At 60.1% G+C, this 21155-nt stretch carries 18 protein-coding genes and 1 pseudogene; 16 read left to right on the forward strand and 3 right to left on the reverse strand.

Going from position 1 to position 21155, the window contains the following annotated elements; genetic code table 11:
• Positions 1 to 5: 5 nt before the first annotated feature.
• Positions 6 to 1109: a Gfo/Idh/MocA family protein gene (locus FTE24_RS09905; protein WP_150233159.1), complete on the forward strand. Its 1104-nt coding sequence runs from the start codon at positions 6 to 8 to the stop codon at positions 1107 to 1109.
• Positions 1110 to 1258: 149 nt separating this feature from the next.
• On the opposite strand, the gene FTE24_RS09910 is transcribed toward FTE24_RS09905, so the two are convergent.
• Positions 1259 to 1822, reverse strand: a complete 564-nt coding sequence (locus tag FTE24_RS09910) for a winged helix DNA-binding protein (RefSeq protein WP_150233161.1) — start codon at positions 1820 to 1822, stop codon at positions 1259 to 1261.
• A gap of 202 nt (positions 1823 to 2024) precedes the next feature.
• Here FTE24_RS09910 and FTE24_RS09915 point away from each other — a divergent pair, with 202 nt between their 5' ends.
• The 13 genes and pseudogenes from FTE24_RS09915 to FTE24_RS09975 all read left to right on the forward strand — a co-directional run bounded on the left by FTE24_RS09915 (position 2025) and on the right by FTE24_RS09975 (position 16661).
• A complete protein-coding gene (locus FTE24_RS09915; protein ID WP_150233162.1) occupies positions 2025 to 2903 on the forward strand; it encodes a carbohydrate ABC transporter permease in 879 nt (292 codons plus the stop codon).
• Entirely contained in the window at positions 2900 to 3814 is a 915-nt protein-coding gene (locus tag FTE24_RS09920; RefSeq protein WP_237401713.1) for a carbohydrate ABC transporter permease, read from the forward strand. Before FTE24_RS09915 ends, FTE24_RS09920 begins: the two co-directional genes overlap by 4 nt.
• An 87-nt stretch (positions 3815 to 3901) precedes the next feature.
• On the forward strand, positions 3902 to 5254 hold the full coding sequence (locus FTE24_RS09925) for an ABC transporter substrate-binding protein (protein WP_150233545.1): 1353 nt from the start codon (positions 3902 to 3904) through the stop codon (positions 5252 to 5254).
• Between the two features lie 222 nt (positions 5255 to 5476).
• Positions 5477 to 6400, forward strand: coding sequence for an HAD family hydrolase (locus tag FTE24_RS09930; protein ID WP_237401714.1), 924 nt, complete (start codon positions 5477 to 5479; stop codon positions 6398 to 6400).
• The gene (locus FTE24_RS09935; protein ID WP_141446704.1) at positions 6397 to 6732 is read left to right on the forward strand and encodes a DMT family transporter; all 336 of its coding nucleotides are present in this window, start codon (positions 6397 to 6399) and stop codon (positions 6730 to 6732) included. The genes FTE24_RS09930 and FTE24_RS09935 overlap by 4 nt, the downstream gene beginning before the upstream one ends.
• A 70-nt stretch (positions 6733 to 6802) precedes the next feature.
• Positions 6803 to 8128: a metallophosphoesterase family protein gene (locus FTE24_RS09940; protein WP_337190039.1), complete on the forward strand. Its 1326-nt coding sequence runs from the start codon at positions 6803 to 6805 to the stop codon at positions 8126 to 8128.
• 435 nt (positions 8129 to 8563) lie between these two features.
• Positions 8564 to 9475: a bifunctional GNAT family N-acetyltransferase/NUDIX hydrolase gene (locus FTE24_RS09945; protein ID WP_160441716.1), complete on the forward strand. Its 912-nt coding sequence runs from the start codon at positions 8564 to 8566 to the stop codon at positions 9473 to 9475.
• A 10-nt stretch (positions 9476 to 9485) separates the two neighbouring features.
• The gene (locus FTE24_RS09950; RefSeq protein WP_337190042.1) at positions 9486 to 10334 is read left to right on the forward strand and encodes a DUF429 domain-containing protein; all 849 of its coding nucleotides are present in this window, start codon (positions 9486 to 9488) and stop codon (positions 10332 to 10334) included.
• Positions 10335 to 10434: 100 nt separating this feature from the next.
• Positions 10435 to 11186 (forward strand): annotated as a pseudogene (locus FTE24_RS09955) (class I SAM-dependent methyltransferase).
• 56 nt (positions 11187 to 11242) lie between these two features.
• Positions 11243 to 12514 (forward strand): ATP-binding response regulator, encoded by a 1272-nt coding sequence (locus FTE24_RS09960; RefSeq protein WP_150233168.1) that lies wholly within the window; start codon positions 11243 to 11245, stop codon positions 12512 to 12514.
• Positions 12515 to 12554: 40 nt separating this feature from the next.
• A complete protein-coding gene (locus FTE24_RS09965) occupies positions 12555 to 13547 on the forward strand; it encodes an MBL fold metallo-hydrolase (protein WP_150233170.1) in 993 nt (330 codons plus the stop codon).
• 418 nt (positions 13548 to 13965) lie between these two features.
• Complete coding sequence (locus tag FTE24_RS09970; protein ID WP_237401715.1) at positions 13966 to 15681, forward strand: copper amine oxidase N-terminal domain-containing protein; 1716 nt, start codon at positions 13966 to 13968, stop codon at positions 15679 to 15681.
• Positions 15682 to 15884: 203 nt separating this feature from the next.
• Entirely contained in the window at positions 15885 to 16661 is a 777-nt protein-coding gene (locus FTE24_RS09975; protein WP_160441717.1) for an enhanced serine sensitivity protein SseB C-terminal domain-containing protein, read from the forward strand.
• A 194-nt stretch (positions 16662 to 16855) separates the two neighbouring features.
• On the opposite strand, the gene FTE24_RS09980 is transcribed toward FTE24_RS09975, so the two are convergent.
• The gene (locus FTE24_RS09980) at positions 16856 to 17413 is read right to left on the reverse strand and encodes a phosphatidylglycerophosphatase A family protein (protein ID WP_141450339.1); all 558 of its coding nucleotides are present in this window, start codon (positions 17411 to 17413) and stop codon (positions 16856 to 16858) included.
• Between the two features lie 188 nt (positions 17414 to 17601).
• On the opposite strand from FTE24_RS09980, the gene rph reads away from it, so the two are divergent.
• Positions 17602 to 18360, forward strand: coding sequence for a ribonuclease PH (gene rph, locus FTE24_RS09985; RefSeq protein WP_150233174.1), 759 nt, complete (start codon positions 17602 to 17604; stop codon positions 18358 to 18360).
• The gene (locus tag FTE24_RS09990; protein ID WP_141446690.1) at positions 18357 to 18995 is read left to right on the forward strand and encodes an XTP/dITP diphosphatase; all 639 of its coding nucleotides are present in this window, start codon (positions 18357 to 18359) and stop codon (positions 18993 to 18995) included. The genes rph and FTE24_RS09990 overlap by 4 nt, the downstream gene beginning before the upstream one ends.
• Before the next feature lie 179 nt (positions 18996 to 19174).
• Here FTE24_RS09990 and FTE24_RS09995 read toward each other — a convergent pair whose 3' ends face one another.
• Positions 19175 to 21019, reverse strand: coding sequence for a DUF342 domain-containing protein (locus FTE24_RS09995; RefSeq protein ID WP_150233176.1), 1845 nt, complete (start codon positions 21017 to 21019; stop codon positions 19175 to 19177).
• Between the last annotated feature and the right edge of the window lie 136 nt (positions 21020 to 21155).

Raw genomic sequence — 21155 nt, forward strand, 5'->3', positions numbered from 1 at the left:
TAAGCATGGGCCGAAAAATCAGAACGGGCATTATCGGAGGATCGATCAACAACGGCTGGGCGAGAGGCACGCATATCCCGGCCCTGCAGCAGTTGGAAGAGTATGAACTGACGGCGGTCGGCACGAGCCGGATGGAGAGCGCGCTCCAAAGCGCCGAAGCGTTCGGCGCGGCTCACGCGTTCGACCGGGCGGCCGATCTGGCCGGCCATCCCGACGTGGATCTGGCGGTCGTCAGCATCAACGTCAAAGAGCATCATGCGGCGGTCCGGGCGATCGTTCCCGCGGGCAAGCCGATTTACTGCGAATGGCCGCTCGGCTCGAACACGGCGGAAGCGCTGGAGATGCGGCAGTGGGTCACCGAGAGCGGCATCCCGAACGCGATCGGCCTGCAGGCGAGGCAGGCTCCGGCTGTCAATTACGTCAAAGACCTGCTGAAGCAGGGATTCTTCGGCAAAGTGCTGTCGGCCAAGCTGAACCTGTCGATCGAAGGGATGGGCGGCGAATCCGACAAAGCCAACTCGTACTTGTTCGACCGCGAAGTCGGCGGCAACCTGCTGACGATCGTGACCGGCCACAATCTGGACGCGTTTACGTACATGCTCGGAGATTTCAAGGAACTGTCGGCCGTCACGGCGCAGCAGTTCGCGGAAGTTCGGATCACGGATACGAACGAGCGTATGACCAAGACGACCGACGATCAGATTCTGATCAACGGTCTGCTGGAGAGCGGCGCCGCGGCCCAGGTTCACGTCCAGGGCGGCGTGAAGCACGGGACAGGCCTGACGATCGAAATCTTCGGCGACCAGGGCACGCTCGTGCTGAGCGCGCCGGCCACCATCCAGTTCGGATCGCATCGGCTGCGCGGAGCGGGCGCGTCCGGCGCGGAGCTGCGGGATCTGGACGTTCCCGCGTCTTACGTCGACGTGCCGGATTCGCTGCAAAACGATTCGGGCTTTGTCCTGAACGTCGCCCACGCGTACCGCAAATTTGCGGCGGATATCGCCGAAGGCACGTCCACGGCTCCGAATTTCGATGAAGCGGTCAAGCTGCATCAACTGCTGGACGCCGTCGAAGAATCTGCACGCACCGGGAACCGGCACGTTTTCTAAACGGGCCGAAATGTCGAAAAACCCGAAGCTCCAGCTTGGAGCTTCGGGTTTTTTGACGTGCATCCGGACATCGGGGTCACGTCGCGGAACGGAGCCCGCCGTCGCCCGACCTCCGATCCGCGTCCGCGTTTAGCCGCATTCAGCCGCGTTCAATCATTGTTTTCAAAAAAATCCCCGCCCTGCATCCGGTCGACGAATCCCTGCAGCCAGACGTAATACTGTTCGGCATGCTGAAGTTTGTGCAGGTCGCGCAGCGCCTGATCGCGCTCGTCGGCCTGCGTATGCCGCGAGAGGACGATCTCCGACAGGTCGGGCGAGACTTCGCGGATCGTGGACAGCATCACGTCGATCTCCCGTTGAAGCTTGGCTCCGAAAAAGTTCCGGAACGTGCGGAAAAAGTCGGTCTCGGCGACGTATTGGTCTTTGCGTTCTTTTTTCTCGTCAAGTTTGTAAATCATTTGCGATTCCGTCAGCGCGCGCACGGCGTAACTCATATTGCTTTTGCTCATGTTCATGAAGTCTTTCATCTCTTCCAGCGTCATCGGCCGGTCTTCGAAGTACATGATGCCGTAGAGCTGACCGAACGAATGGTTCACCCCGTACAGATCCATCGTCGAAGCGATAGACTCGATCATTTTCTTCCGCAGTTCGCGCCGCTGCTCCTGCCCGGACGCTGCGGAAAGGCCGGACGTGCCGGCGGATTCCTGTTCCACGCTGTCACCCCTGAATCGGAATTCGGACTTTGTTCCCCGTTGCCCCCATATTTTACACGATTCCCTGCACATTTAACACCGGGATAATCCCCGTTTTTCAAATCGAATGTACAATCATGTTTGTACGGTAGATTAAAACGTCGAAAAAAAGAGCTGAGAAAATCTTTGATCAAAAAAAATTGAACACGGAGGAGTTGTGGATTTGCGTCTTAAAGCGTTCAGGGAAGGCGAGGCGGTGCTGTTTACCCTGCCTGCGCTCGTTCCGCTGCTGATCTTCTGGATGGGGCCGCTCGGTTACATCCTGTATTTAAGCTTCACGGAGTGGGACTTCATGAGTCCCGAGAAACTCTTCGTCGGCCTGGACAACTATACATATCTGCTGACGCACGCCGAATTCTATCAGGCGCTTCGGGTGACGCTAACGTTCGGACTCGGCACCGTCATTCCGATCATCGTGGGCGGGCTTGCGCTTGCGCTGCTGATGAACAGCAAGCTGAGATCGACCGGCCTGTTCCGGGCCATGATGTTCTCGCCGTGGGTCACGCCGACCGTCGCGGTCTCGATCGCCTGGTCGTGGATCTTCGAACCGGACGTCGGACTTGCGAATCTGCTGCTCGGCTGGATGGGATTCTCGCCGGTCGGCTGGCTGCAGGACCCGAATTGGGCGCTCGTCGCCGTCATGATCGTCACGATCTGGAAATCGATCGGCTGGTCGATGGTGTTCTACCTCGTCGCGCTGCGCAATCTGCCGTCCGACCTGCTGGAAGCCGCTTCGATCGACGGAGCCGGCACCTGGGACAAGTTCCGGGCGATCACGCTGCCGCTGATCTCGCCGACGACGCTGTTCCTCTCGATCATCCTGACGATCCAGTCGCTGCAGGCCTATGACCAGATCAACGTCATGACGCAGGGCGGACCGGCCGGATCGACGCGCACGCTGCTGTACATGTATTACCAATCGGCGTTCGAGACGTTCAACGTCGGCGAAGCTTCCGCGATCGCCGTCATCATCATTCTGATCTGCGTCCTGCTGTCGGGATTGTCGTTCCTGATCAGCCGGCGCCTGGTGCACTACTCATGAACATGACCGAAGCAAGCAAGAAACGCGCCGTGCGCCGGGGAGCCGGGCAGGCGGGCAGCCGCCGGTTCGTCCCGGCCGGGGAACGGTTCGGCCGAGCCGCGCGTTACATCCTGCTGGCCGTGATCAGCCTTGCGATGGCGTTCCCCTTCTATTGGATGGTGACGAGCGGACTGAAGACGAACGACGAGATCTGGCGGTTCCCGCCGACGTTCTGGCCGGAGTCGATCCATTGGAACAACTATGCCGATGCGTGGAATTCGGCGCCGTTCGCCCGCTATATGTTCAACAGCATTTTCGTGGCCGTATCGATCTGCGTACTGCAGGTGATCAACGCCAGCATGATGGCTTATGCGCTGACCCATATGAAGTTTCGGCTAAAAGGCGCGTTCACCGCAATCGTGCTCGTCGGCTACATGATTCCGAGCACGGCCGTATACCTGCCGAGCTATCTGATCCTGAACGAGCTGCATCTGCTGGACAGCTACGCCGGGCTGATCCTGTCCAACTGCGTGAGCGTGTTCGCGATCTTCCTGCTGCGGCAGGCGTTCCTGCAGGTGTCGCACGAGCTTGTCGAAGCGGGGCAGCTGGACGGAGCTTCGCACTTCCGGATTCTGTGGACGATCATGGCTCCGCTGATCCGTTCGTCGTTCGCCGTCATGATCCTCATTACGTTTATCGAACAGTACAACAATTACTTCTGGCCGATGCTGATTACGAAAGACCCGGATCTGAGACTCGTCTCGGCGGGGCTGCGCAGCTTCTTCGTCGAAGGCGGTTCGTACGGGCTGGCCTGGCCGCAGATCATGGCCGCCAGCGCTTTTACCATCGCCCCGCTGCTGATCCTGTTCCTGTTCGCCCAGAAGACGATCATGCAGAGCGTCAACATGTCCGCCGGCGTCAACAAGAGCTGAATTCCGAGTCGAACCCGAACAGGGACAACCCACATCCATTAGGAGGCAAAAAGAATGAAATTACGCCTGAACGCAGCAAATTTCGTCATGAAGAAGCCGGACGCAAGTGCACGCTATCGGAGAGGCGGCCTGTCTATGCTGCTTGCGGCAAGCTTCGCGCTGCTGGCCGCCTGCGGTTCGCAGGGCGGAGATACCCAGGGCGCGGTCGCGACCGCGGCGCCGGCCGCCGCGGAATCGGGCAAGCCGGTCGAGATCGAATTCTGGTACGGCCTGGGCGGCAAGCTTGGCGACAACATGAAAGCGAAGATCGACGCATTCAACGCTTCGCAGGATGAAGTGATCGTCAAAGGCATTGCCCAGGCGGATTATACGGAGACCGAGCAGAAGCTGCAGGCGGCGATCGCGTCGAACAACGTGCCGGCGGCGGTCCTCAGCGCGAACGCGGATTGGGCGCGCAAAGGGTATTACGCTCCGCTGGACGAACTGATCGCGGCCGATCCGGACTTCAACGGCGACGATTTCGTGCAGACGTTCCTCAAGCAGGGCAAGGTGGATGGCAAACAGTATTTCCTGCCAATGTACGGCTCGACGCAGATCATGTATTACCGTCAGGATCTGTTCAAAGAGCACGGAATCGACCCGGCGTCGCTTACGACGTGGGAAGCGCTCGGCGAAGCCGCGGCCAAGATGACGAAAAAAGAAGGTGGCAAGACGACCGTCTACGGCTGGGAGCCGATGTGGGGCGAAGCCAATATGACCGATGCCGTGCTGAGCCGGGGCGGCAGCATCCTGAGCGAAGACGGCAAGACCGTCACGATCGATTCGCCGGAATGGATCGACACGTGGGAGCAGTTCCGCAAATGGATCCACGAAGACAAAATCATGCGGATCCACTCCGGCGGACAAGGCTGGGAATACTGGTACAAGACGATCGACGACGTGATGAAAGGCCAGGCGGCCGGTTACACCGGTTCGAGCGGCGATCAGGGCGACCTCGACTTCAAAGTCGTAGCCGCGATGGAGCAGCCGGGCTGGGCAGGGATGGGCGCGGGCAAGCCGGTCGCCGGCGCGAGCCAGGTGGGCATTCCGGCCAAAGCGACTCCCGAGCAGCAGCAGGCCGCGTTCAAATGGTTCATGTACTTCATGAAGTCGGAGAACACGGCCGATTGGTCGATGAAGACGGGCTATATCGCGGTGCGCCAATCCGCGCTCGAAGATCCGGCGTTCAAGGCGTTCAGCGCCAAAAATCCGCAGATCAGCGTTCCGCTCCAGCAGGCGTCGCATGCGTCGATGCCGTTCCAGGACCCGACCGGCGGCAAGATTACCGACGCGCTCAAAGTCGCAGCCGATCAGGTGCAGATCAACAACATGCCGGCCGAGCAGGCGCTCAAGGAAGCGCAGGCCACGGCGCAGAGCGCACTGGACCGCGCGGCCAGATAACGGTCGGGCGAAAGCCCGGTTCAAGCGGGCCGCAAGCCGCACGCAGCAAAGCCGTGCGAGCTGTAGCTGTCCGCGCTGTCCGCCGCACAGACTGTCCGCAGGGAGCGCGCGTTCCGCGCGGTGCCTGCGGTTTTCTTTTGGACAAAAATATTCGATCGAAGACGGCCGGAAGCGAAGACGCAAGGCCGATCCGGGCAGCAGGAGAAACGGGAGGACGGGATGATGACCGAGACTCAAGACAGGCAGGACGCAGAGGAAATGTGGGATACGCGGGCGCAGGTTGCGGGTACGGGGGAGACGCGCGGCGCGCCGGAGACGCAGATTACGGGGAAGAGCGGCGATCCGCAGATGCAGATGCAAAGCCCACGGAGTATGCGGGACGTTGAAGAGGCATACAGCCTCAATTTGGAGGGCGCGGGTGCGATTTTGTTCGACAAGGACGGGACGCTGCTCGATTTTACGGCCATGTGGGGATTTTGGAGCGATCGGGCGCTGGAGCTGTTTCGGACGCTGTTGGCGGAGCGCGGGCTGGAGCTCGCGGAAGCAGACCTGCCGCAGATCTGGGGCACGACGCATGATGAAAAGGGCAAAACGAACGACTACGACCGGCGGGGACCGCTTGCGATGGGTACGGTGGACGAGATGCACGCCGTGTTGGCCTGGCACGGTTACCGGGCGGGATTGTCGTGGGCGGAAGCCAAACTGCTCGTGCGCCGCTGCGCGGAGCAGGCCGATGCGGCGATGGAAGCGGAACGTCCCGCGCAGCTGCTGCCCGGTGTGCGGAACTTTCTGGACCTCTGCCGCGAGCTGAATATGCCGATGGGCGTCGTGACGGCCGACGAGACGGACAGCGCGCGGCGCCATCTGGAGTGGCTGGGGATCGCGGATTATTTTGAGATCGTCATCGGTACCGATTTGGCGCGGCGCGGCAAGCCGTTTCCCGACTTGTGCCTGCTGGCCTGCGAACGCCTCGGCGTGCGTCCCGAACGCGTCGTCGTGATCGGCGACACCGACGGCGACATGGAGATGGCCCGCGCGGCCGGGGCGGCATTGAAGATCGGTATCGGCGAAGCCGGAACGCTCAAGCTCGCCGACGTGACCGTACCTTCGTTTGAAGGGCTGCTGGGCAGCGCGGTACGGCGATGAGCCCGAACGTCTCGCTCGGGTGGACGCTGCTGGCGTGCGCGATCGCGCTTGAGCTGAGCGGAACGCTGCTGATGAAAATGTCGGACGGATTCACCCGGCCGTGGCCGTCGGTGTTTATGTTCGTCTGCTACGGAGTCAGCTTCACATTGCTCAATTTTTCCGTCAGGCATATTCCGCTCGGCGTCGCCTACGCGATCTGGTCCGGCGTCGGCATCACGCTGATCGGCGTGGCGGGCCATTACTTTTTCGGCGAGCGCCTCAAAGCGGCGTCGCTGGTCTGGATGGGCTTTATCCTCGTCGGCATCGTCGGCTTGAAATGGAGCGAATCGTAAAGCGCCGCAGGTCGGGACAGGCATTGAAAAGAGCAAATAAAACGGAAACCGGAAAACGGAGGGATACGTCATGGAACGGGCAATGCAGCGGGAATCGGAACGCGGAACGGACGGGATGAATGCGGCAGCGGGCTTCGGCACGGAGCGCGGCGAACGCAGAGGGCATCACGGGATGGGGACGTATGAAGCGGCTGCTGGCGCGGGCGGAGTCACAAGCGGGGCGGAGACACGCGGGCTGACGGAGGAAAAGAGTGAAGTGGGCAGCGGGACGGAGATGCGCGAAGCGGCGGACACGGTTTGGGGAAAAGAACTGGCTGCGGCGGCCGAAAAGCCGCTCGCGACGTTTCAGGTCATCACGGATACCCATGTTCGGGATGACGCCGACCATATCAACAACCGGCACTTTGAAGAGGCGCTTGCGGATATTGCGTCTTTTTGCGCGGGCAGCTTGGGCGTGATGCACGCCGGAGACGTGACGGATCGCGGCCTTGCGCCCGAATACCGGGAATTCGCCCGCATCTGGAGCAGCCGCCCGGCTGAGCTGCCGCCGATGTACGTCACGCTCGGCAACCACGACATCGGCGCGATCCTGTGGGGCGAAGGCGACAAGCCGATCGATCTGAGCGTGCTCTCCGGCGACGAGATCGAAGACGTGCTGGACGGGAATTTCCCGGCCGGGACGGTCGGGGCGATTGGGCAGCCGGGCGGAGCGGCCGCGGCGGCGGGGCTTGATCTGGGCGGCATGGCGGCGCGCTTGAACAGCTTGGACGGGAACGAGGCGGAAGGCGGCCTCGTACGCGAGATGTGGAACCGGCGCATGCGCCGGTTTGCCGAAGCGACGGGCGCCGCCGCGCCGTATCACGATCATTGGATCGGCGGCTATCATTTTATTTTCCTCGGCAGCGAAGTGCCGCATCCGAAAGACTGCGACCTTTCTTCGGCGCAGCTGCGCTGGCTGCAAGAGCGCCTGAGCGAAAAGTCGTCGCCGGACCGGCCGGTCTTCGTCTTCCTGCATCAGCCGCTTATGGATACCGTGGCCGGTTCGATGGAGCGGCAGGGCTGGTACGGTGTCAATCAGGACACCGAATTGAAAAAGGTGCTGTCGGCCTGCCCGCAGGCTATCCTGTTCACCGGGCATACGCATTGGCAGCTTGAAGCCGAGCGCACGATGTACGACGGGCAGGGCGTTATGCCGAGCATGTTCAACGCCTCTTCGGTCGCGTACCTCTGGACCGACGGCGACGAACATCTGACCGGCAGCGAAGGGCTGCAGGTCGACGTCTACGGCGACCGGGTCGTCGTGCGCGGCCGCGATTTCGTGAAGCGCGCGTGGATCGAAGGCGCCGAATATACGGTGCCTTATCCGGCAGCCGGTGCGGTTTCCGCGCGGAGGTAGAAAGTGAGCGGCGGGGTGAGCGATACGTCCGCGGTTGGTGCGGCGTATTGGCTCGGCGTGTCCAAAATAAAGGCGGACATGCACTCCGGCAGGCTTCAAGCCCTCGTATATCCAAAATAACTTCCTATATACAGTTATTTGGGCGAAGCCGATCGGCGTATGCGGAATAACTGCGCCAGAGCACTTATTTCGCCCGAAAAATCAAGAAATCAGCCTTGTGGATGAAAATAACTGTCGTGAGGACGTTATTTTTGTTCAAAAGGCTTTTTGTTGTAAAATAGTTGCGCTCAGGACGTTATTTTCGGAAAAGGGTAGAGTGGAGGGGAGAGAGAGGCTTTTTCGTAGGCTTCGGCGGCGCGGCTTGGTATAATAGCAGAAAAAGAACGGGCGGATGCGGAGAAAAAGGGCCGCCGTCAAGGGGAGAACAAGATAGCGATGTCAAAAAACGATCGACCGTCCGTCGCGCTGGAAACGGTGCGGCGCACGGAACTTGAGACGCTGCGCGCGATCGCGGTTGCGGCGTTTGCCGAAGGGCTGCGCGAGTACGGCAAACGACCGGACGGGATCGAGACGATCGGCTGGCACGAGCGGGGCTGCGCGGAAGGCAGCTATCTCGCGATCCGGGCCGACGGCCGCCTCGCGGGCGGGGCGCGGGTGTTCGACTACGGAGAAGGCATGTTCCGGCTCGGCTCGCTGTTCGTCGATCCGGCGCTGCACGGGCGCGGCATTGGCAGCCAAGCGCTCGCCGCGATTGAACGGCGGTATCCGCAGGCGAGCCGCTGGTCGCTCGACACGCCGGCGCTCAACGCACGCAGCCGGCGTTTTTACGAAAATGCGGGCTACGTCAACGTCGGGAACAGCCCCGCCGAACGCGCGTCCGATTTTAGGCTGATCGATTACGTGAAGCTGCCGCTGCTGCTGGAGATCCGGGAAGCCGATCTGTTCCCGGGCCGGCGAGATACTTCGCCGCGGGAAGAGGCGGGCTTCGCGCTGCGCCAGGCGGCCCGCGCCGTGCTGCTGGACGCGGACGGCCGCCTGGCGCTGATGCGCGTGACGCGCAGCGGCTTGCACAAGCTGCCCGGCGGCGGAATCGAAGCGGGCGAAGACGTATTTGCGGCGCTGCGGCGCGAACTGCGCGAAGAAGTCGGCGCTGGCGAGATTCAGCTGACGGACGAGCTCGGCATGACGGCCGAATATATCGCCGAGTATCGGCTGAAGCAGTTCTCGTACGCTTACGCGGCGCGTCTGAGCGGACCGCTCGGCGCCTCCGCGCTGACCGCGGAGGAACAAAGCGACGGGTTCGCGCTGATCTGGACNNGGCGCAGAGGAGGAGAAACTCATCTATAGAGGAATCGGGATCGACGGCTGCCCCGGAGGCTGGGCCGTCGTTTGGATCGAAGGCAAACGGGCCGCCGAGGGCATACGGGCTGACGGCGAATGGGCCGCCGAGGCTACACAGACTGACGGCGCACGATCCGGAGATCAACAGGGAGACGGTCCGCGCGCCGCGCTCGCTTTCCGCTCGGCCGTGTACCCCGACCTCCCGGCGATGTGGGCGGCGCTTCAGCCCGATCCGGCGCGCGACCGCATTCTGCTCGATATGCCGATCGGCTTGGCCGAAGGGGCGGACGGCTCGCTCAACCGCGTCGAAGACCGACGCTGCGACCGGGACTGCCGCAAGCTGCTGCCGAAGCGGCGCAAATCGAGCGTGTTCCCGGTGCCCGCGCGTCAGGCGCTGCATGCGGCCGATCCGTCCGCGGCCAACGAAGCGGCGACCGGCCGACGGCTGAGCCGCCAGAGCCTCAACCTGCTGCCGAAGATTCGCGAGGTCGACGACCTTGTCGCCGGGCTGCTGGCGCGCGGCCTGCCGGTGTCGGGCCTGCTGGACGAATCGCACCCGGAGCTCGCTTTTTTGCGGCTGAACGGGGGAGAGGCGCCGGTGCACGGCAAGAAGGAAGCGGCCGGGCGGCAGGAGCGCCTGGACATTCTGGCCGCCGCGGGCTTGCCCGAAGCGGAGCTGGAGCGGCTGCTGCAGACGTTCGCGCGCAAACAGGCCGCGCCGGACGATCTGCTCGACGCGGCGGCGCTTGCGCTCTGTGCCTGGCGAATCGTGTCCGGGCATTCGCCGGCCCGCGGCGTGACCGAAGGTGACCGGCGGCAGCACGATTACGACGGACGGGTAGAGATGAATATCGTCTATATATGAAGAGAAAATTCGCGGCCGGGTTCGGAAGCGGCCGATTTCGGGCCTTTTGACGTTGTCCGGCCCGCGAAGAACCAAACGGACAAACGAGGAGGACACGGCGATGAGCGAATGGTACAAGGAAAGTTTCGGTGAAGATTATTTGCGGGTGTACAATGACCGGGACGAGCAGGGAGCGGCGCACGAGGTGCACGGCATGATCGCCTGGCTGAAGCTTCCGGCCGGGGCGGAAGTGCTTGACCTGTGCTGCGGTATGGGCCGGCACTCGCTGTCGCTGGCGGAGAAAGGGTACGCCGTGACCGGCATGGACCTGTCGGACGTGCTGCTGGACGAAGCCCGCAAGGAAGAAGGCGCGGACAATGTGCGTTGGGTGCAGGGGGACATGCGGGAGCTGCCTTTTGCGGACGGCTCGTTCGACGCGGTGGTCAATCTGTTCACGTCGTTCGGCTACTTCAAGGAAGATGCGGAGCACGTCCGCGTGCTGCGGGAGATTCGGCGGGTGCTGCGCCCGGGCGGCCGGTTCATCGTCGACTTCATGAATCCCACACATGTGAAGCGCCATCTGAAGCCGTACACCGGACGCGAGGAAGACGGGCTCAAGATCGAGGAACGCCGCAGGCTCGAAGACGGCTTCGTCAAAAAGCACATCACGATCATCCCCGAAAATGAAGCAAAAAAGAAAGCGAAAAACAAAGCCGCGAATACGACGAACGGGTCAAATTGTATACGCGCGAACGCTTTGAAGACATGCTCGCGGAAGCCGGCCTGACGCTTGACGAAGTGCGCGGAAGCTATGAAGAGAAACGTTTCGAGCCCGATTCGCCCCGAATGATTTTTGTCGGAAAAAGGTTATAAGCAGGCAAGCTGAGGGTATATAGCACTATTATGCTTGCCTGAAGAGGTGCTAAGGAATGTCAAACGAACAAGAAAATTATCGAAAAATAGAACGATACGAACACGAGCATCAAGAGCTGCGGACCGAAATCAACGGGCTGCGGCTGCTGCTGGAAGAAGAGCGGTCGGCGCGCGAAGCGGCGGATCGCGAATCGAAGAACAAAGCGCATTTTGTCGCGGTGCTCAGCCACGAGATCCGCAACCCGCTCAACGGCATCATCGCCATGAGCGATCTGCTGCAGGATACCGAACTGACGGAAGAGCAGGAGAATTATCTGGAGATTATCCAGAGCAGCAACCACTCGCTGCTTGAGCTCGTCAACGGTATTCTCGATATGAGCCGTCTTGAAGCGGGCCGAATGACCGTGTCCCACAATCCGTTCGACCTGATCAACACGGTCGAAGATTTGATCTATATGCTCGCTCCGCGGGCGTTTGCCAAAAACGTCGAAGTCATCTTGAACGTCGAATCGGAAATTCCGCTGTTCGTCGTCGGGGACGTGTTGAAAGTGCGCCAGATTTTCCTCAACCTGATGCAGAACGCGATCAAGTTTACGCATGAAGGAGAGATCGTGTTCGAACTCAAACGGATTCCTTCGCTCAAAAGCGACGGTATCTCGGTCAGCTTCGCCATACACGATACGGGTATCGGCATGTCCGAAGAACAGTCGGGCCGGATCTTCGACGTCTACACACAGGTGCACGAGTCGTCGCAGCATACGTACGAAGGCTCCGGACTCGGCATGACGATCACGAAAAATCTGGTTGAGCTGCTCGGCGGCACGATCGAAGTGTCCAGCGAACCCGGCCGGGGCACGTCGATCGAAATCATGCTGTCGTTCGACCGGTATACCGACCTGCCTTCGATACCGTTCGAGGACGACGTGCTGGAAGGCATGCGTTTCCTTGTGGTGGACCAGCAGGCGACGAGCCGCAGCACGATCGTCGGCATGCTCGAAGGCTGGGGCGCCCATGCGGAGTCCGCGGCCGAAATGGAAGAAGATCTGGTGGAGCGCGTCGGCATGGGCGCGTTCGACGTCGTCTTTATCGACGGCAGCACGCTCAAGCGGGGCGAAATTTTCAGCAATTTGCAGCAAATCCCGGATCTTAACCTGTTTCTGCTGGCCTGGCTGGGCGAGAAGATCGAAGAAGGGGAACGCAGCTTCTTCCGCTCGATCATCCCGAAGCCGATTCGCAAGCTGCATATGTTGAACGCGATTTTGGCCATGGAAAAAAACGACCGTTCTGCGGGACGCGACCACGATCGCGATCCGGAGCGCGGCCTGTAGCGGAAGCGGCGGCAGACCGAGGAAAGGACGGAACAAAGGCATGAGCCAATCACGAATGACGAGCTACGACGAATTGACGCGGGTACGGATGGGCATGTCTTTTCCACTGCGCTGGGTCAACAGCTATATGCTGCGCGGCGAAGAAGGCTGGACGATCGTCGATCCCGGCCCCCGTTCCGCCGAGAACGAATCCGCGTGGGAAGACTTGATGCGGGACATGGGCATTGCGCCGCGGGACATCGCTTCGATCGTCCTGACGCATCATCACCCGGACCATTACGGGCTTGCGGGCTGGTTCCAGCAGCGGGGCGGAGCGCAGGTATGGATGTCCCACGCCGCAAGCGAAGCGGCCCGCCGCAACTGGGGCGGCGTGTCGGATTCGTCCGGGGGCGCCGGCTTCGCGCAGGCGACGATCGAATTGTACCGCCGCCACGGCATGGAAGAAGGCCGTCTGGCGCAGCTGCCGGAGCATCTGTCCGGCTTCGCCGCGCAGGTCGAGCCGCAGCCCGAAATCTCGGTGGTCGACACCGGCATGCCGATTCGCTTCGGCGGACGGTTGTGGCAGCCGGTGGAGACGGGCGGGCATGCCGAAGGGCATCTGTCTTTTTACGAGGAGAAGACGGGGCTGATCCTGTGCGGGGATGCGGTGCTGCCGAGAATCTCGCCGAACATTTCCTATACGCCCGGAGGCGACGAACATCCGCTGCGCTCGTATCTGGACGGGCTGCGCGTGCTGGGCGGGCTGCGGGTAAGCCAGGCTTTTCCCGGCCATCGCGATCCGTTCGGGAATTTCGCGGAACGGACGGCGCAGCTGTCGGCCCATCATGAGGAGCGGCTGGACCGGATGCAGGGCATGCTCGGCGGTGAACCGCGCAGCGCCTATGCAGTGTGCGTCGGGCTGTTCGGCGGTTCGCTCGGCATTCACCAGCTCCGCTTCGCGCTGTCGGAGACGCTCGCCCACCTGGTCGAATTGGAAGACCGGGGGCGTGTCTCCCGAACGGAAGAAGACGTATGCACGTGGCATTCCCTTTGACGATCCGCTATCGAATCGAACGAACCTGTTTGAACGAGCTTGTCTCCCTATTAAGGGGGACGGGCTTTTTTTTATGCGACCAAAGTATGAACCGGCAGCCCGGACAAGCCCGCAAAAATAAATTTCGAAATAAGCTTTGCCGCTTGGTTAGTTCTTAGGAACCGCGTTTATATAAGAGATGCCGGCAATTATATAACACTCCAAAAAGTTTCGGGAAATCAAAACCAGAAACGTCCAAATGGAAAATATTTTAAAAAGGCAATTTCGAAGAAATCCAAAGTTTTTAAAAAGATTTTGAAAACAGGTGATCCAAACTTCGAACCGCTGCGTTTTATGACATGTAAGCAGCGGAAACAACGCAACAAACAACGGAAATCAGGAAATAACAAAATTCAGATATACAATGGAGGAATGGACAATGTTTAAAATGTTCAATGCAAAGAAGCTCGTGGCACCGGTACTCGGTCTGGCTCTGGTAGTTCCGACAGTGGCGGGGGCCGCTCCGGCACAGGCTTCGACAACGACAACGACGAACATTGCGGCAACGGCAGCGCAAATGACAGCAATGAAAGCTTCGACTACGACACCTGCGGTCGAACTGAGAGCCGCGCTTGACCGTCTCCTTTCCGAACATTACCAACTCGCGGTAGACTCGATGATCAAAGCGTACCAGGGTTCGCCTGACGCAGCTGCTTCGTTCGCGGCACTGAACGCCAACGCAAGCGACATGCTGCCGGCGATCGAATCGCTGTACGGCAAAGCGGGCGCAACGGAATTCGGACGCATCTTCAGCGCCCACAACCAAGCGACCGATGAACTGGTCAAAGCGCAAAAAGCCGGCAACACGGCAGGCGTACAGGCAGCCCAAGCCAAAATCGAGAAATTCGTCAAAGAATTCTCGGCCTTCCTCGGAACGGCAACAGGCGGCAAACTGCCACAAGCTACAGCCGAAAAAGTGCTTCGTCTCCACGAAGACCAGGTTCAGGATACTTTCGAGAAATATGTAGCGGGCGACTTCACGGGAGCTTACACGGCTTACCGTACAGGCCTGAACACGATGTTTACGGTCAGCGAAGCATTGTCGACGGCAATCGTGACGCAAATGCCGGAAAAATTCCAGAACACGAAATCCGATACGCCTGCCGGCGATCTGAGATCGGCTCTGAACTACCTGTTCGCGGAACATTTCGCACTCGCTACGCTGCAAATGCAAGAGCAGTATGACGGCATGAGCGCAAGCAGCAGCGCACTCGTAATCGCTGAAGCCGGCAACACCAAAGACTTCAAAGCGGCAATCGCTTCGGTCTACGGCAATGCGGGAGCGGACCAGTTCGAAAAGCTCTGGACGACTGACCATATCAACGTGCAGGCTCAATACGTAGCTGCCGTGAAGAGCGGGGACCAAGCGGCCATTACGGCAGCCAAAGCCCAAATCACGAAATTCACCAAAGAAATGGCGGCGTTCTTGAGCGCGGCAACCGAAAACCGTATTCCGGAAGCCGGCGCATTGGCCGGACTGACTGCGCATGAAGATCAAGTGCAAAAAGTGCTGGATCAATACGCAGCCAAAGATTACACCGGTTCGTACAAAACGGAACGCGAAGGTTATGCCCTGATGTTCGACGTGGGCAAACTGCTGAGCGGCGCGATCGTGGACCAGTTTAACCCTAAATTCCAAGAACCGGCTATGACACCGGCTCCTACTACACCAGCTCCAACAACTCCGGCAACACCTGCACCGACACCGGGCAAAATGATGACGGTCAAAATGCAGATCGGAAGCAAAAACCTGACGCTGAACGGCAAAACGACCAAAATGGACACGATGCCGCGCGTTTGGGATAACACCACTTACGTACCGCTTCGTTTCCTGAGCGAAGGCATCGGCGCTGACGTGAAATGGGACAAAAAAGCCAATGCCGTAACGGTAATGGCCGGCAAAGATACGCTGAAATTCTGGTTGGGCAAAGACTTCATGGAAGTCAATGGCAAAAGACAGTCGATCGGCCACGAAGTATTCGCGGACGAGAACGGCAGAACCGTTGTACCGCTTCGCTTCATCACAGGCCTGCTGGGTTGGAACTTCAACGTCGACAGCAGCAACTGGATGATCACGCTCACGAAATCGATGTAATCGATTCGCCAACCTGTCCTTTTCGGACGGACACTTTCCAATCAAGCTTCAAGAGGACTTCCTGTAACCGGGAAGTCCTCTTTTTTTTTGCTTTTACCTATAAACAGGTATAAAATGTCTTATAAGACAGCTGTAATCCTTTTTCTGCAATCCTTTTTCAATCCATGTTCATTATAGAAGACCTACAAGAAAGGAGGGAAATGATGAGTTTTACACCCCAAAACCGATTGGAAATAGCTCTAAGCGAGGCGGTCGAATATCCGTCACGGCGCAGGGCATTCTATGAGGAGCTTCAACGTGCGGAACTGTATGCCCTACATATGGAAGGCGACGTACCGGTCGAAGACGGAATGATCCGGGAAAAAGCGGAAGTGCGTCTGCCATGCGTGGAAATCGAAGGCAAAACGTATTTGCCCGTATTCAGTTCCCTGGAAATGCTGCAGCGTTCGATCGAGCAGGAGATGCGTTATATCTCGATGAACGCGATGGATTTGTTCGGACTCGTTCGCGGTTCGGACGTCTGGCTGAATCCCGGCGCGCCGTTCGCCAAGCAGTTTCCGGCTGCCGAAATCGAATCGATTCTCGACGGAAGCCTGCTGGCAATGCCGCAGAGCTATACGCTGGATACGGACCGTCAGATCCTGCTCGGGCGTCCGGTGCAGGAACCGACCGAGCTGCTGAGCGGCCTCTCGGAAGTGTTTCGATCGTTCTCGAATGTGAAGCTTGCGTACAGCGCGCATTATTACAATCCCGAGAGCGGAGATCCGCCGCACACGCTGATCGCGGTCGAAGCCGAAGGGGAATGGGAAGAAGTGGTACGTGCGGCAAGCCTGCGGGCTTCCTCGGCGTGCATTCCCGATCCGCCTGTCGATTTCGTGCGGCTGGACGGCCTCAGCGGTCTGGAACGTTATTTCGAAGCGGACTGCGAGCCGTTCTACCGCAAGTTCGGACGCCTCAAGCAGGTCGTGCGCCGGGCTTGACAGGCGAGGCTTGACGGCGCGGCAGTCCTATGTTCGCGGAGGCAGGGAAAAAGGGACGTCCCTGCGATACTCCGGCGAACCGGCGGCATGCGAAAAGGCAGGACCGATTCGGTCCTGCCTCTTTTTGGCGCGTTTTGGGCGATGCCGGTTCGGGCAATGCCGGTTATAGGGATACGAACAATGCTGAATATTGCTCAATCGTCGCCGGGTTCTTTGGGCAGCTCGATCGACACTTCGCGTTCGGTCTGCTTGTTGTGCGCGATCCGGCTGCTGGCCGCCGCGGCGATCGCACCGACGATATCGTCGAGGAACGTATGGACGGGGCCGAGATTTTTGTCGTTCAGCCGCTCCAGAATGCCGGGCTTGAGCTTGTCGACGTAACCGAAATTGGTCAGGCCGATACTGCCGTACACGTTGACGATGGACAGCGCGAGAATCTCGTCCACGCCGTACAGCCCTTCGTCGTTTTTGATCATTTCCTGCAGCGGAGACAGCAGTTTGCCTTCTTCCGCAAGCACATCGAGCTGGATGCCGGTCAGCACGGCGTTTTGCACTTCGCGCTTTTCGAGCACTTTTTCCACGTTATGCACGCATTCTTCCATTGTCAGTTCGGGATAATATTTTTGCTGCAGAAAAAGGACCAGTTCCGCGATCTCTTCAATCTTCACGCCGCGCTTGTCCAGCCAGCTTCGGGTCGCTTCGGCCACTTTGCGGCTGTTCAGCGAATAAGCCTGACGTTCGGGAATGCCCATTTTTTCTTCTTTGGGCGTAATTTTTTCCGGATTTTGCATGTTAATCACCTCTCTTCCTTTCTGTACAGTTTCGGCGGCGATGAAACAAAAACTGTCCAAAAAGGCGAGGAAGATGTGCTTTCCCTGACGGATTTTGCTAAAATGAACACAACGAAGCGTCGAACAGACGGATACGGGAGGATACAAAAGTGAGCAGGAACGACAGAAAACCGGACGAGATCCGTCCCGTCAAGCTTGAGATCGACACGAACAAATACGCGGAAGGCTCGGTTACGATCACGGTAGGCGATACGATAGTGCTCTGCAACGCCACAGTGGAAGAAAAAGTGCCGCCGTTTATGAAAGGGCAGGGACGCGGCTGGGTCACGGCCGAATATTCGATGCTGCCCCGGGCGACGCATTCGCGCAGCATCCGGGAATCGGCCAAAGGAAAGCTTGGCGGGCGCACGATGGAAATCCAGCGCCTGATCGCCCGCGCCCTGCGCGCGGTCGTCGATCTGCAGGCGCTCGGCGAGCGGACGATTATCGTCGACTGCGACGTGATCCAGGCGGACGGAGGCACGCGAACGACTTCGATTACCGGCGCGTTTGTGGCGATGTGCCTGGCCATGAACAAGCTCGAAGCGCAGGGCAAGCTCAAGACGTATCCGATTACCGATTACCTCGCTTCGGTCAGCGTGGGCGTCGTCGACGGCGAAGCGCTGCTCGACCTGCGCTACGACGAAGATTCTTCCGCGGCGGTCGATATGAACATCGTGATGACCGGAGCCGGGGAATTCGTCGAGCTGCAGGGGACCGGCGAAGAGCGGCCGTTCAGCCGCGCCGAATTGAACCGCCTGCTCGAACTCGGCGAGCATGGCGTCCGGCAGATGATCGGGCTCCAGCGGGAAGCGCTCGGCGCGAACGCGCTGAAGATCGGCAGTCACGGAAGCGGAGGATTGGCATGAGCGAAGCAGGCAGCGGAAACGGCAGAGAGATCATAGTCATGGCGACCCGCAATATGGGCAAGGTACGCGAGTTCCGGCATGCGCTGGAACCGCTCGGCAAGGAAGTGCGCAGCCTGCACGAGTATCCGGAAGCGCCGGAAGTCGTGGAAGACGGCCGGACCTTCGCGGAGAACGCGTTCAAAAAAGCGAAAGAAATCGGCGATTTTCTGAATCTGCCGGTCATTTCCGACGATTCGGGGTTGTGCGTCGAGATGCTGGACGGAGCGCCGGGCATACATTCGGCGCGATACGCCGGCGAACACGGCAACGACGCGGCGAACAACGCCAAATTGATGGACGAGCTGATGCGCAGACGTCTCGGCGACGACACGGAGCAGCCATTGCTGAGTCCGGCGAAGTTCGTCTGCGCGCTGGCGATGTACGATCCGGCGACCGGCCGCACGCTGGAGTCCGAAGGCCAGGTCGAAGGCTGGATCACGTCGGAGACGGCCGGCGCGGGCGGCTTCGGCTACGATCCGCTGTTCTTCGTGCCGCAGTACGAGCGCACGATGGCGGAACTGAGCGTCGAGGAGAAGCAGCGGATCAGCCACCGCGGAGCGGCTCTGCAGGAACTGCTGAAGAAGCTGAACGGCTAGCAGCAGCAAAGGGACACGGGGACATGCAAGACCGGAAACGCATAAGACTCGGCAACGGGTAAGACCCGGGAGCGACCAAGACCGGGAATGTGCAAGACCGAAACGGCAAAAGCGCGGAAACGAAGGAGAACTTCGTTTCCGCGCTTTTTGCGTTCGGGTCAGGGGGCGTGCGTCCGGGTTCAGCCCGGCACGGCGTTCGCGTCCGGCTCGGGAACGCCGAACGTATAATCCTGCACCGGGGTCAGGATATTACGGTGCTGGGTGCCGACGGAAATTTTCCCTTCGAACATGCGGTGCACATGGATGCTCTGCCGGGCGCGCAGGATGCAGGGCGCGCCGCCGGCGCTGCCGACGATCCGCGCGTCGATCCGCTCTTCCGCTTCGAGGCACGAGCCGCGGCAGACCGAGACCGGATGCACGAACGTGATCGAGCCGGTCGAATACAGATCGCTCTGCATGACGCCTTCGCGGTGGATCACGAGGTCTCCGTTCGATTTGATCGTGCTGGTCTGGCAGCGGGACAATTCGATCCGCGAATCGCCCTGCTGCATATCGTTCACGAACGAATGCTCCCGCTCCAGACTGCCCTGCAGGCGGACGAGCAGCGGTTCGTCCAGCGATTCGATCATCTGGGCCGGCGACAGCATCAGGTTCAGGTCGTCGGCAAATTCGTTCGAAGCGCCGCCGGTGCTGCGCTGCACCGCGACGAGCACCTGCAGCAGCTCGCGCACCCGCGGCTGAATCTCTTTGAACTTCGTCTTCATGAGCAGCAGAACGACCTGGCCGAAGCGGGCGGACTGTCCCCGCCGGCCGACTTCGGCATACAGCGTGCGCGCCGCCTGCAGCAGCATCGCCGTCTCGTCCTTGAGCTGCATCGAGAGGTGATAGAGACGGTTGAAGGTCAGGCCGAAGCTGCCGGAATACAGACAGCTGCCGATCGTGCTGCCCTGCACGACGATGCTGCCGGCCGCCGTGATCGTCGAATGGTAGACGCCGCCCGATACGTAGACGTTGCCGAGCGACTCGACGATCATGTTGTCGGTCACGTTCCCCTGAATGGTCACGTCGCCCGAAAAGACGATATGCCCGGTCTTCAGGTTGACGTCGCCCTGCACGACGTAAGCGTCGGAGACGTCCAAGTAGCGGACGGCTCCTTCCGTGATGCACGGCCGGCCGGATTTGGCGGCGACGAATACGCCGGGTTCCCGTTCTTCGACATGCTGCCGCGCGCGCACGTCGAGCTCGCGTACCGGAGGCGCGGCAATAGATTCGCCGTATACGTCATAGCCCGGCGTGCCCGGCTCCGAAGGGATGACCCGGGCCAGCAGGTCGCCCGGCTGGACAGACGGAATGCGCAGATGGCTGCGGTAATCGAGGGAACCGCCGGCTTCTTCGAATGCATTTTCGATACTCTCTTCGAACCGAAGCTCCAGCTCGGCGTCCCGGCCGGGCAGCGGCTGGCGCCCGAAAGCGAAAGCGGCCGGCTGGCCGTTCGCCTGTTGAAGCGCTTGCACGATAGCGGGGACGTCCAGATGCTGGCGAATGCCAAGCGCTCCGACTTCGGCCATCAGCTCGGCGATCCCGAGCCGGCGAACGACGGTGTCAGTGTCGGGACGCGCGCTCGGCGAGAGCGTGCTTGCGGCGGAGGTGTCTGCAAGCGTCCACGCATGGCGGATCTCGGCGAAGACGCGAATGACCGCCTGCATGCGATCGGGCGAGACTTCGATGTCGTACATCGGCTCGTCCGTGTATTCCCATTCGATCCGGTCAGCCGATCGAACCGCCGAAGCGGAGAGCAGCTCGGCGCCATTGAGCCAAAATCGCAGCGGCGCGGCCGGCAGCAGAACGGCGGGCTCGCCTTCTCCCGCCGGATCGGTCACTTGAATTTTGCCCCCGCGTACGCGGATCGTGCCGTCCGCATGGACCGGCGGCGAAGACGGAGGATGAGGGACGCTGCCGGAGCCGGTAGACGCAGGGACATCGAACAAGTCTGGCTTTTCCGGCACGATCAGGGATTCCGGCATGCGAATAACCTCCTTTGGGATGATGGATCAGAACACGGCAAATAGACGTGCAACTTGAGAGCTAGACAGACAGGGAATTAAGTCTTTGTTATGGAATAGAATAATACCTTTAGCCCTATTTTTCAATAACCATTTC

Source organism: Saccharibacillus sp. WB 17 (assembly GCF_008634075.2).
In the GTDB taxonomy this organism is placed as follows: Bacteria; Bacillota; Bacilli; order Paenibacillales; family Paenibacillaceae; genus Saccharibacillus; species Saccharibacillus brassicae.

Excerpts from the sequence above, each read along its gene's own strand:
- FTE24_RS09905 (WP_150233159.1), top strand. The coding sequence starts at position 6 with ATGGGCCGAAAAATCAGAACGGGCATTATCGGAGGATCGATCAACAAC.
- FTE24_RS09920 (WP_237401713.1), top strand. The coding sequence starts at position 2,900 with ATGAACATGACCGAAGCAAGCAAGAAACGCGCCGTGCGCCGGGGAGCC.
- FTE24_RS09925 (WP_150233545.1), top strand. The coding sequence starts at position 3,902 with ATGAAGAAGCCGGACGCAAGTGCACGCTATCGGAGAGGCGGCCTGTCT.
- FTE24_RS09930 (WP_237401714.1), top strand. The coding sequence starts at position 5,477 with ATGACCGAGACTCAAGACAGGCAGGACGCAGAGGAAATGTGGGATACG.
- FTE24_RS09935 (WP_141446704.1), top strand. The coding sequence starts at position 6,397 with ATGAGCCCGAACGTCTCGCTCGGGTGGACGCTGCTGGCGTGCGCGATC.
- FTE24_RS09940 (WP_337190039.1), top strand. The coding sequence starts at position 6,803 with ATGGAACGGGCAATGCAGCGGGAATCGGAACGCGGAACGGACGGGATG.
- FTE24_RS09960 (WP_150233168.1), top strand. The coding sequence starts at position 11,243 with ATGTCAAACGAACAAGAAAATTATCGAAAAATAGAACGATACGAACAC.
- FTE24_RS09965 (WP_150233170.1), top strand. The coding sequence starts at position 12,555 with ATGAGCCAATCACGAATGACGAGCTACGACGAATTGACGCGGGTACGG.
- FTE24_RS09970 (WP_237401715.1), top strand. The coding sequence starts at position 13,966 with ATGTTTAAAATGTTCAATGCAAAGAAGCTCGTGGCACCGGTACTCGGT.
- FTE24_RS09975 (WP_160441717.1), top strand. The coding sequence starts at position 15,885 with ATGAGTTTTACACCCCAAAACCGATTGGAAATAGCTCTAAGCGAGGCG.
- FTE24_RS09980 (WP_141450339.1), bottom strand. The coding sequence starts at position 17,413 with ATGGGCATTCCCGAACGTCAGGCTTATTCGCTGAACAGCCGCAAAGTG.
- FTE24_RS09990 (WP_141446690.1), top strand. The coding sequence starts at position 18,357 with ATGAGCGAAGCAGGCAGCGGAAACGGCAGAGAGATCATAGTCATGGCG.
- FTE24_RS09995 (WP_150233176.1), bottom strand. The coding sequence starts at position 21,019 with ATGCCGGAATCCCTGATCGTGCCGGAAAAGCCAGACTTGTTCGATGTC.